Below are 9,694 nucleotides of genomic sequence, written 5' to 3'. Positions count from 1 at the left end.
GCGAAAACCCCGCCTACTCGCGTAGGCGGGGCTCCCGATATCGGGGTGGCTGACGGGACTCGAACCCGCGACAGCCAGGATCACAACCTGGTGCTCTACCAACTGAACTACAGCCACCATCGCCGCTTTGCCTTTCGGCGCATGCGGCCCGTAGATACTAACCGCTCGGGTGCGGTTAAGCCGAATCGGTATCCGCCGAGTTGCTCGAAGGCGGGCCGAGCTCGGCGGCGATCGCGGCGATATCGCTGGTAGAAGGCCCGGGCTGCGGGACGAACGCCGTGGCGCGGTAGTACTTGAGTTCGCGGATCGACTCGTGGATGTCGGCCAGCGCGCGGTGTGCGAGACCTTTCTCCGGTTGGCCGAAGTAGATGCGGGGGTACCAGCGCCTGCACAGCTCCTTGATCGAGCTGACGTCGATCATCCGGTAGTGCAGGTAATCGTCGAGCTTGGGCATGTCCCGCGCGATGAAGCCGCGGTCGGTGGCGATCGAGTTGCCCGCCAGCGGCGCGGTCTTGGCCTGCTTGACGTGCCCGCGGATGTAGTCGAGCACCATCTCCTCGGCCGTGGCGAGGTCGACGGTGGATCTGCGCACCTCTTCGGTCAGGCCGGAGCGCGCATGCATCTGCTTCACCACGTCGACCATCGAGGACAGTGACTCGTCATCGGCGTGGATCACCACGTCCAGGCCGTCGCCGAGAATGTTGAGGTCCGCATCGGTCACCAGGACCGCGATCTCGATCAGCCGGTCGGACTTGAGGTCCAGCCCGGTCATCTCGCAGTCGATCCACACCAGTTCGTCTCGCACGAAGATCCACAGTATTCGCACACGCGCCCGCCACGCGCCCATACCCGTAGGAAGACCAGTAGTGTCAAAACCCACGTGAGCTCGTTCCGGGGCTCGCTCGGGCGAACGGAGGACCGCGGTATGACCACCGAATCGACAGCTACTCCCGCGCAGCAGATCGCCGCCGGATATGCCGTCGAAGGGCAGGCTCTCGAACTGGGCACCGTCGTCGTCGACGGTGCCGTCGACCCCACCGCCCAGGTGCGCATCCCGCTCGCCACGGTCAACCGGCACGGTCTGATCGCCGGGGCCACCGGCACCGGCAAGACGAAGTCCCTGCAGGTGCTCGCCGAGCAGCTCTCCGCCGCGGGCGTGCCGGTGCTGATGGCCGACGTCAAGGGCGACCTGTCCGGGCTGGCCAAACCGGGGGAGTCGAACGACAAGGTCACCCAGCGCGCCGCCGACACCGGGGACGACTGGACACCCACGGGGTTCCCGGTGGAGTTCCTGTCGCTGGGCACCGAGGGCATCGGCGTGCCGGTGCGCGCGACGATCACCAGCTTCGGCCCGATCCTGCTGTCGAAAGTGCTGGGGCTCAACCAGACCCAGGAGTCCACCCTGGGGCTGATCTTCCACTGGGCCGACCAGAAGGGTCTGCCGCTGCTGGACATCAAGGATCTGCGCTCGGTCATCCAGTACCTGACCAGCGACGAGGGCAAGCCCGAGCTCAAGGCGCTCGGCGCGGTGTCGACGACGACCGCGGGCGTGATCTTGCGTGCGCTGGTCAACCTCGAGGCCGAGGGTGCGGACACGTTCTTCGGTGAGCCCGAGCTGGAGCCCAAGGATCTGCTGCGCGTCGACGATCAGGGGCGCGGCGTCATCACGCTGCTGGAGCTCGGGGCCCAGGCCGCGCGCCCGGTGATGTTCTCGACGTTCCTCATGTGGGTGCTGGCCGATCTGTTCACGACGCTGCCCGAGGTCGGCGACGTCGACAAGCCCAAGCTGGTGTTCTTCTTCGATGAGGCGCACCTGCTGTTCAACGACGCATCCAAGGCGTTCCTCGAGCAGGTCGAGCAGACCGTGAAACTGATCCGCTCCAAGGGCGTCGGCGTCTTCTTCTGCACCCAGCTGCCCACCGACGTCCCAAACGACGTCCTCTCGCAGTTGGGTGCCCGGATCCAGCACGCGCTGCGCGCCTTCACGCCCGACGACCAGAAGGCGCTCACCAAGACCGTGCGCACCTATCCCAAGACCAAGGTCTACGACCTCGAAGAGGCGCTCACCTCGCTGGGCATCGGCGAGGCCGTGGTGACCGTGCTCTCGGAGAAGGGTGCGCCCACCCCGGTGGCGTGGACGCGGATGCGCGCGCCGCGCTCGCTGATGGACACGATCGGCGCCGACGCGATCTCGGCGGCGGCCAAGGCGAGCCCGCTGCAGGCCACCTACGGGCAGACCGTCGACCGGGATTCGGCCTACGAGCGTCTGGCCGCCAAGCTGGCTCCGCCGGAGGGCGGTGACGCGGGCGGCTTCGCCGGCGTCGAGGCCACCGGAGAGGCCGCCCCGATGCCGGCCCCGGCGCAGCCCGAGGAGCCCGGGTTCTTCGAGAAGATGGTCGCGAGCCCCGCGTTCAAGAGCGCGATGCGCTCGGCGGGCACCGTGATCGGCCGCGAGATCACCCGCAGCATCTTCGGTACCGGCCGTCGCCGCCGCTGAGGAGGATCTAACCGCCGCCGAGCTTCTTGTAGACCGCGCCGACGATCGGCGTGACGATGGCGCGCGGGGCGTAGCCACTGGCCACCGACATGGCCTTGGACGTCACACCCGGCACCACGCGCATCTTGTTGTGCTCCAAGCCATCCAGGGACAGCTTCGCGGTGTACTCGGTGTCGATCCACAGGAAGTCGGGGATCAGCCTCTCGACGAGGGACTGTTCGGACGGATCGGGCAGTTCGGTGCGCACCGGGCCGGGTGCGAGCAGCGTGACGTGCACGCCGACACCGGTGAGTTCACCGCGCAGCGACTCGCTGAACGTGTTGGCGAACGCCTTGGACGCGGCGTAGGTGGCGTTGTTCGGGATCGGCGAGTTGCCCGCGGCGGAACCCGAGATGAGGATGCCGCCCGCGCGGCGGGCGACCATACCCGGCAGCACCGCGAGCACAAGATCGTGCACGCCAAGGACATTCAGCTGCACCTGGGCCTTCTCGCCGGCCGGGTCCAGATCCTTGACGGCACCGAACGTCGCGGTGCCCGCGTTGGCGCACAGGATCGAGATCTCGCGCTCGGCGAGTTCGTCGCACAACGTCGCACGCGCGGCGGGGTCGGTGAGGTCGACCGCACGCACCTCGACGGTGACGCCGTAGCGCTCGGTCAACCGCTGCGCGAGCGAGGTCAGCACCTCCTCGCGGCGCGCGGTGATGATCAGGTGGTGGCCGCGGGCAGCGAGTTCGGTGGCCAACGCTTCGCCGATGTTCTGCGAGGCGCCGGTGACCACGGCACGGGCATCCGGACTGGGTGCGGGTACTGGCATGCGGCTCATCCTAGAAGCCGCCCAACCCCATAAAGTGTCGGACATGATCAACCCCGGCCGCGCGCGGGTGGTTGCGTGGGCCCTGTGGGATTGCGGTTCTGCCGGCTTGAACGCGATCGTCATCACGTTCGTCTTCTCGGTCTACCTCACCGGATCCGTCGGCGCCGGCCTGCCGGGCGACACCACCCCGGCAAGCTGGCTCGGCCGCGCGCTGACCGTCGCGGGCATCGCTGTGGCGTTCCTCGCACCCGCGACCGGGGTCTGGGTCGACGCACCGGAGCGCAGGCGTCCCGCACTCGCGGTGCTCACCGGATGTGTTGTGGTGGTGACGGCGTCGATGAGCCTGATCCGCGACGACCACAGTTACCTGTGGGCCGGTCTGGTGCTGCTGGCGCTCGCGGGGGCATGCGGCGAACTGGCGAGCGTGCCGTACAACGCGATGCTGCGTCAGCTGTCCACACCGGACAACTCCGGGCGGGTGTCGGCACTCGGTCTGGCGCTGGGGTACTCCGGCATCGTCGTCCTGCTCGTCCTCGTCTATTTCGGGTTCATCGCCGGGGACGGCGACACCAGGGGCCTCTTGGGCCTTCCGGTGGCCGACGGGCAGAACGTGCGGGCGGTCATGCTGCTGGCCGCGGCGTGGCTCGCGCTGTTCGCGGTTCCGGTGTTCTTCGCGGTGCCGTCGCCGCACGTGTCCGTCCCGTCCGCGCGCACGAGCTTCATCGGCGCGTACCGCAAGTTGTGGTCGGAGGTGCGCTCGGAGTGGGAGCGTGACCGCAACATCGTCTACTACCTGCTGGCCAGCGCCGTGTTCCGGGACGGGCTGGCCGGCGTGTTCACGTTCGGTGCCGTGCTCGGCGTGAGCGTCTACGGCATCAGCGACGCCGACGTACTGCTGTTCGGCATCAGCGCGTGCGTGATCGCCGCCATCGGCGCCGTCGTGGGCGGACAACTCGACGACCGGATCGGCTCCAAGCCCATCATCGTCGGGTCGCTGGCCGCGATGATCACCGCGGGCGTCGTGATGATGGTGCTGTCGGGGCCCGTGGCGTTCTGGGCGTGCGGGCTCGCGCTGTGCCTGTTCATCGGCCCCACGCAGTCATCGGCCCGCACACTGATGCTGCGCATGTCCGCCGAAGGCAAGGAGGGTGTGGCCTTCGGGCTCTACACCACCGTGGGCCGCGCCGTGTCGTTCCTCGCGCCGTGGCTGTTCTTCATGTTCATCGACATCTTCGGCACCGACCGCGCCGGTATGGGCGGCCTGTGCCTGGTGCTGGTGGCAGGCCTGGTGGGCATGGCGGCGGTGCGCACGCCCGAGCGGGTCACCGCGCGCTGAGCTACCGCATGGTGCCGACGCAGATCGTCAGGCCGGAACCGGTCCGATGCTGCGTCTGGAGGCCGTCGACGGTCACGGTGCACGACACCTCGGGACCGAAGTTCAGCACGCTCACGCTCGCGGTCTCTTTCGCGGGCTCGGGCAGTTCGACCTGCTTGCTCCACGGCAGCAGCACGTTGAACTCGGTCTGCAGCATGCCGCCGGTGTCCAGATAGGTGATGTTGATCGCGCGGCCCTCACCGGCGACCTCGTACACCACGGTCTCGGTGGCGCCCGGTGTCGTGGGCGAGGTGGGCGCGGAGGTGCGGGGCGGCACGGGCACGGGACGCGGCGTCCGCGACGGCGAGGGTGCCGTGGTGGTGGGCTCGCTGAAGCTGGGCTGTGGTGACACCGGCGGCGCGACGACGGTCTCCTGCCGCGAGCCGTTGGCGATGACGAGCGCGATCACCAGGCCCACCACGACGAGCACGGCGAGCGCCGCGAGCACCCACAGCCACATGCGGGGTTCGCGGTCCTCGGGCTCGGGCTCCGGAGGTGGCCCGGCAGGCGGGAATCCGCCGTACTGACCCGAGCCGTACTGACCTGAGGCGTACGGGTCGTAACCGTAGGGCGGGTACGCCGGCATCTGCTGGGTGGGCTGCGGGTTGGCCGGGGGATTGGACACCGGATTAGGCGCAGCCGGGTACCCGCCGCCGTACGGGGTCTGGTTCGCGTACGCCGGATCGGGATATTCGACGGGATAGCCGCTTCCGAACTGTTGGGTCGGTTCGTTGCCGTCGCGGCGTGGTGAATCGGTCATGCCCACCTCATGGCTGCAGGGTACCTGTGCGACTGCACAGTGTGCCGAGACGGAGTCGAGGGTAGCCATCGGTGTGGCACGCTTGCCGCATACGGCCGTCCGGCCTGGGAGGAGACGAGTGAGCGCGGAACGGCACGTTCGGGTGAACTACGGCGCGTCGTTGTCGCCGGATGCGACGGCGTTCGCGCATCTGGTCGACGACGGCGGTTTCCCGCGGGCCGTGCAGCGCTTCCTGCGCGGATGGCGTGCGAGTTCGTCGCGTGACGTCGAACTTCCCGTCGTCGGCCCGGTCCTTCGTGTCCTGCACTCGGCCGATGGTCACTGGCTGGCCTGTGAGGTCGCTCCCGAAGGTGCGACCCGCAGCCAGATCTGGGTGGTGACCACAGATCCCGACGATCGTGACGCACGCCGCATCGACTCGTGGCCCGACGGCACCGAGGGCACCGCCGAGTTGATCGGCTGGGACGGCACCAAGGTGGCCGCCATCCTCACCGGTGACGACGGGGTCGGCAGTTCGTGCCTGATCGATCCGGGCACCGGCGAGACGACGGTGCTCGATCGCCGCTCGAGCGGCAGGCTCGTCGACTCGTGGCAGGGTGCTTCGCTCATCCGGGTGGGCCCGCGCGGCTACCGCGAGTTGATCATGCTGTGGGGTCAGCGCGAAATCGCCCTGCTGCCTTACGATCCCGGCTCCACCACCGACTACGGTGTGATTCTCGACGACCACAGCCCGCGGCGCGTGCGCTCCGGCTTGGACGGCGAGACGGTCACCCTGATGGAACCGCACAAGTACTTCCAGGCCGACGGGGAGTCCCACACCACCGAGGGCACCACCGAGGGTTACGTGCGGGCATTGATCCGCAGCGAGAACGGCGCGTCCCACGCGCGCCTGCTCGAGGTCACCGTCACCGCCGACGGCGTCTCCTACCACGTGGTGGCCGAGCGCCCCGGGTACGAACTCGACGAGTTCGTGGTCAGCGACGATCTGTCCACCGTGGCCATGCTGTGGAACGTCGACGGCCGCAGCGAACTGCAGATCCTCGAGTACGCCGATGAGACACTGTCGGAACCGATTCCGCTGCCGGGCATGGTGGCCAGCCAGTTGAGCATCAGCGCGGGCGGTTCCATGGTGGCGATGACCGTGCAGGGTCCGTCGCTGCCGCCGACGGTCGAACTGGTCGACCCGCGCACCCGAGAGTGGGAACGCATCGACCGCGAGCCCAGCGGCGGGCCCGTGACGGGCACACCGACATTGGAGATGATCACCGCGCGCGACGGTCTTGAGCTCAACTCGTGGCTGTACTGGCCGCACACCGAACCAATCGGCGCGATGCTGTTCCTGCACGGCGGTCCCGAGGGACAGGCGCGCCCGGAGTACAACGAGTTCTATCCGCAACTGCTGGAGGCCGGTATCGCCGTGCTGACGCCGAATGTGCGCGGCTCCGGCGGATTCGGGCGCGCGTTCATGCACGCCGACGACAAGGAACGACGCTTCGCGGCCATCGACGACGTCGCCGACTGCGTGCAGTACCTCGTCGACAAGGGTCTGGCACCGGCCGACAAGATCGCCTGCACGGGTTGGTCATACGGCGGGTATCTCACGCTGGCCGCGCTGACGTTCCATCCCGAACTGTTCGCCGCGGGCATCAGCATCTGCGGTATGAGCGATCTGAACACCTTCTACCGCAACACCGAACCGTGGATCGCCGCGGCGGCCTATCCCAAGTACGGCCACCCCGTCGCCGACCGGGACCTGCTGGAGAAGCTGTCGCCACTGCCGCGCGCGCACGCGCTGACCGCTCCGCTGCTGCTGGTGCACGGCGCCAACGACACCAACGTGCCGCCGAGCGAGTCGCTGCAGATGTACGACGCGCTGCACGACCTCGGGCGCCCGGTCGAATTGTTGATGTTCGCCGACGACGGTCACGAGATCATCAAGCGTGAGAACCGCGCGGTGCTCGTCGACGCCATGGAACGCTGGCTGGTCAAGGCGTTCACCGCCTGAGAGCTCAGCCCGTCGCGGTGAGCGCCGCGACGGTCATCCTCCGCAGCACCCCACGCGACTGCGCGGTGCTCGACTGTGCCTTGGACACAGCGGGTTTGACGCTGTGCGGAGTCGAGTTGAGCAGCCCGAAGGTGGCGTGCGCCATGACGCGGGCCTCTTCTTCGGGCAGGTCGGGCCGCAGCCGCGTCAGCACCGACACCCAGATCTCGACGTACTGCCGCTGCGCGCGGCGCACCTGCCGTTTGGCGGTGTCGGGCAGATGGGCGAGGTCGCGGTCCTGGATGCGGATCAGGTCGGATTCGTCGAACGCGAAGTCGAGGTGGAAGTCCACCAGCGCGTCGAGAGCCTTGGCCGGGTCGTCGTGGGTCTCGACGACCTCGCGGGCACCGTCGAGCAGGCGTGTGCTGATACCCACCAGCAATTCGACCAGCATGGCCTCTTTGTTGGGGAAGTGCCGGTAGATGGCGGGGCCGCTGACCCCGACGGCCGCGCCGATGTCCTCGAGCCGCACGGCGAGGTAGCCGCGCTCGGCCACGAGACGTTCGGCCGCGGCGATCAGCTGGCTGCGCCGGTCCGATTTGGCCTGGCTGCGGCGCGTCACGGACGACATAACGGGCTCCGGAGGTAGGGGTATGGACAACTCGGTTAATCGTGACTAACGTACCACGAGTTAGTCGTCATTAACTCAGATGGAGACGCCTTGTCATCGCATCGCGACGAGCATCTGGCGCTGGTCGCCGAGTTGCGCAGCAAGCTCGCGGCCGCCGCCCTCGGCGGGCCCGAACGCGCGAGGGAACGCCACGTCGGCCGGGGCAAGCTGTTGCCGCGCGACCGCGTCGACGGCCTGCTGGACCCCGGCAGCCCGTTCCTCGAGCTCGCGCCGCTGGCCGCGGGCGGCATGTACGACGACGAGTGCCCCGGCGCGGGCATGATCGCCGGTATCGGCGGGGTGTCCGGGCGCGAGTGCGTCATCGTCGCCAACGACGCGACGGTGAAAGGCGGGACGTACTACCCGATCACGGTCAAGAAGCACCTGCGCGCACAGGAGATCGCGCTGCAGAACAAACTGCCGTGCATCTATCTCGTGGACTCCGGCGGTGCGTTCCTGCCGCGCCAGGACGAGGTGTTCCCCGACCGCGACCACTTCGGCCGCATCTTCTACAACCAGGCCACCATGAGCGCCCAGGGCATCGCCCAGATCGCCGCGGTGCTCGGATCCTGCACCGCGGGCGGGGCGTATGTGCCCGCCATGAGCGACGAAGCTGTCATCGTGCGCAATCAGGGCACGATCTTCCTGGGCGGCCCGCCCCTGGTGAAGGCTGCGACCGGGGAAGTGGTGACCGCCGAGGAACTCGGCGGCGGCGACCTGCACTCCAGGACCTCGGGCGTCACCGACCACCTCGCGCACGACGACCGCGACGCGCTGCGCATCGTGCGCAACATCGTCGCCACGCTCGGCCCGGCCGAGCCGCCGCCGTGGCAGGTGCTGCCCGCGGTCGACCCGATCGCCGATCAGACCGAGCTCTACGACGTGGTCCCGGTCGACGCCCGCGTGCCGTACGACGTACACGAGGTGATCACCCGCATCGTCGACGGCGGCGAGTTCGGCGAGTTCAAGGCCGAATACGGCACCACCCTGGTCACCGGGTTCGCGCGTATCCACGGTCACCCGGTCGGGATCATCGCCAACAACGGTGTGCTGTTCGGCGAATCCGCGGTCAAGGGAGCGCATTTCATCGAACTGTGCGACAAGCGCAAGACGCCGCTGCTGTTCTTGCAGAACATCTCGGGATTCATGGTGGGCCGCGACTACGAGGCCGGCGGCATCGCCAAACACGGTGCCAAGATGGTCACCGCGGTCGCGTGCGCGCGGGTGCCCAAGCTGACCGTCGTGATCGGCGGCTCCTACGGTGCGGGCAACTACTCGATGTGCGGACGCGCGTACTCGCCGCGGTTCTTGTGGATGTGGCCCAACGCCAGGATCTCGGTGATGGGCGGCGAGCAGGCCGCATCGGTTCTCGCCACGGTGCGCGGCGAGATGACCGACGCCGAAGCCGAGGAGTTCAAGGCGCCCATCCGCGAGCAGTACGAGCACCAGGGCAACCCCTACTACTCGACCGCGCGGCTGTGGGACGACGGCGTCATCGACCCCGCCGACACCAGAACCGTTGTCGGGCTCGCCCTTTCCGTTGTCGGCCAGGCTCCGCTGGAGCCGGTCTCCTATGGCGTATTCCGGATGTGAT

At 68.3% G+C, this 9,694-nt stretch carries 8 protein-coding genes and 1 tRNA gene; 4 read left to right on the top strand and 5 right to left on the bottom strand.

What is annotated here, in order from left to right; all coding sequences use genetic code 11:
- Positions 1-44: 44 nt before the first annotated feature.
- Positions 45-117 (bottom strand) — tRNA-His (locus AT701_RS23105).
- Positions 118-175: 58 nt separating this feature from the next.
- On the bottom strand, positions 176-805 hold the full coding sequence (gene orn / locus AT701_RS23100) for an oligoribonuclease (RefSeq protein ID WP_014878121.1): 630 nt from the start codon (positions 803-805) through the stop codon (positions 176-178).
- 120 nt (positions 806-925) lie between these two features.
- Between orn and AT701_RS23095 the strand changes: the two genes are divergently transcribed.
- Complete coding sequence (locus AT701_RS23095) at positions 926-2,497, top strand: helicase HerA-like domain-containing protein (protein ID WP_011730039.1); 1,572 nt, start codon at positions 926-928, stop codon at positions 2,495-2,497.
- 7 nt (positions 2,498-2,504) lie between these two features.
- On the opposite strand, the gene cmrA is transcribed toward AT701_RS23095, so the two are convergent.
- Positions 2,505-3,311: a mycolate reductase gene (gene cmrA / locus AT701_RS23090; protein ID WP_011730038.1), complete on the bottom strand. Its 807-nt coding sequence runs from the start codon at positions 3,309-3,311 to the stop codon at positions 2,505-2,507.
- Positions 3,312-3,354: 43 nt separating this feature from the next.
- Here cmrA and AT701_RS23085 point away from each other — a divergent pair, with 43 nt between their 5' ends.
- A complete protein-coding gene (locus AT701_RS23085; RefSeq protein WP_011730037.1) occupies positions 3,355-4,647 on the top strand; it encodes an MFS transporter in 1,293 nt (430 codons plus the stop codon).
- Position 4,648: 1 nt separating this feature from the next.
- Here AT701_RS23085 and AT701_RS23080 read toward each other — a convergent pair whose 3' ends face one another.
- Positions 4,649-5,446, bottom strand: coding sequence for an MmpS family transport accessory protein (locus AT701_RS23080; protein ID WP_058126671.1), 798 nt, complete (start codon positions 5,444-5,446; stop codon positions 4,649-4,651).
- 142 nt (positions 5,447-5,588) lie between these two features.
- Between AT701_RS23080 and AT701_RS23075 the strand changes: the two genes are divergently transcribed.
- A complete protein-coding gene (locus AT701_RS23075) occupies positions 5,589-7,451 on the top strand; it encodes an alpha/beta hydrolase family protein (protein ID WP_003896113.1) in 1,863 nt (620 codons plus the stop codon).
- A 4-nt stretch (positions 7,452-7,455) separates the two neighbouring features.
- Here AT701_RS23075 and bkaR read toward each other — a convergent pair whose 3' ends face one another.
- Positions 7,456-8,061 (bottom strand): TetR family transcriptional regulator BkaR, encoded by a 606-nt coding sequence (gene bkaR, locus AT701_RS23070; protein WP_003896112.1) that lies wholly within the window; start codon positions 8,059-8,061, stop codon positions 7,456-7,458.
- 90 nt (positions 8,062-8,151) lie between these two features.
- On the opposite strand from bkaR, the gene AT701_RS23065 reads away from it, so the two are divergent.
- Positions 8,152-9,693 carry a carboxyl transferase domain-containing protein gene (locus tag AT701_RS23065; protein ID WP_058126670.1) on the top strand — a complete coding sequence of 514 codons (1,542 nt, stop codon included), beginning with the start codon at positions 8,152-8,154 and terminating at the stop codon, positions 9,691-9,693.
- Position 9,694 lies beyond the last annotated feature (1 nt).

Source organism: Mycolicibacterium smegmatis, from assembly GCF_001457595.1.
Lineage (GTDB): Bacteria > Actinomycetota > Actinomycetes > Mycobacteriales > Mycobacteriaceae > Mycobacterium > Mycobacterium smegmatis.
Note: the sequence above shows the minus strand (reverse complement) of the source record. Positions and strands in the feature narration are given on the sequence as shown.

Bases quoted from the DNA above. Each gene is read 5' to 3' on its own strand.
- AT701_RS23095 (WP_011730039.1), top strand. From the start codon at position 926: ATGACCACCGAATCGACAGCTACTCCCGCGCAGCAGATCGCCGCCGGA.
- cmrA (WP_011730038.1), bottom strand. From the start codon at position 3,311: ATGCCAGTACCCGCACCCAGTCCGGATGCCCGTGCCGTGGTCACCGGC.
- AT701_RS23085 (WP_011730037.1), top strand. From the start codon at position 3,355: ATGATCAACCCCGGCCGCGCGCGGGTGGTTGCGTGGGCCCTGTGGGAT.
- AT701_RS23080 (WP_058126671.1), bottom strand. From the start codon at position 5,446: ATGACCGATTCACCACGCCGCGACGGCAACGAACCGACCCAACAGTTC.
- bkaR (WP_003896112.1), bottom strand. From the start codon at position 8,061: ATGTCGTCCGTGACGCGCCGCAGCCAGGCCAAATCGGACCGGCGCAGC.